Source organism: Oryzibacillus soli, from assembly GCF_051594765.1.
In the GTDB taxonomy this organism is placed as follows: Bacteria; Bacillota; Bacilli; order Paenibacillales; family NBRC-103111; genus Paenibacillus_AR.
Genome location: NZ_JBPPGJ010000086.1, coordinates 1 through 540 on the forward strand (window position 1 = coordinate 1; position 540 = coordinate 540).

Sequence of the window (540 nt, forward strand, 5' to 3'; positions counted from 1 at the left end):
AATATCGGAGACAAGTGGTATATGGAAAACTGAAAAGAGAAATTGGGAAGATCTTACGGGAGCTATGTGAACGAAAAGGAGTCGAAATCATCGAGGCAGAAGCCTGCCCGGATCATATCCATATGCTCGTAAGTATCCCACTAAAGCTAAGCGTATCGGAATTTATGGGATATCTCAAAGGGAAGAGCTCGCTCATGATATTTGATAAATTCGCAAATATGAAGTACCGATACGGAAATCGGCAATTTTGGTGTAGAGGGTACTACGTCGATACGGTAGGACGGAATAAGAAAATCATCCAAGAATATATACGCAACCAACTCGAAGAGGACAAAAACTACGAGCAGCTAACGATGAAAGAGTTGATCGACCCGTTTACGGGTGAGTCGGTGAAAAAGGGCAGGTAACGAGGCCCCTTTTCAGGGGCTCGCCCGTGAACCCACGCGGTTGGCAGCCATTTCAGAGCGCCTTTAGGCGCCGGCTAGTAACATGCCCTTATAGGGCTAATGGAAGCCACCGGCTAAGCCGGTGGTTATGACT

General features: G+C 47.0%; 1 protein-coding gene. It reads left to right on the forward strand.

Features of this window, described 5'->3' with window-relative positions:
• On the forward strand, nucleotides 1-407 hold a 407-nt coding region (gene tnpA / locus ACSEXW_RS28280), incomplete at its 5' end, for an IS200/IS605 family transposase (RefSeq protein WP_438449516.1).
• Between the last annotated feature and the right edge of the window lie 133 nt (nucleotides 408-540).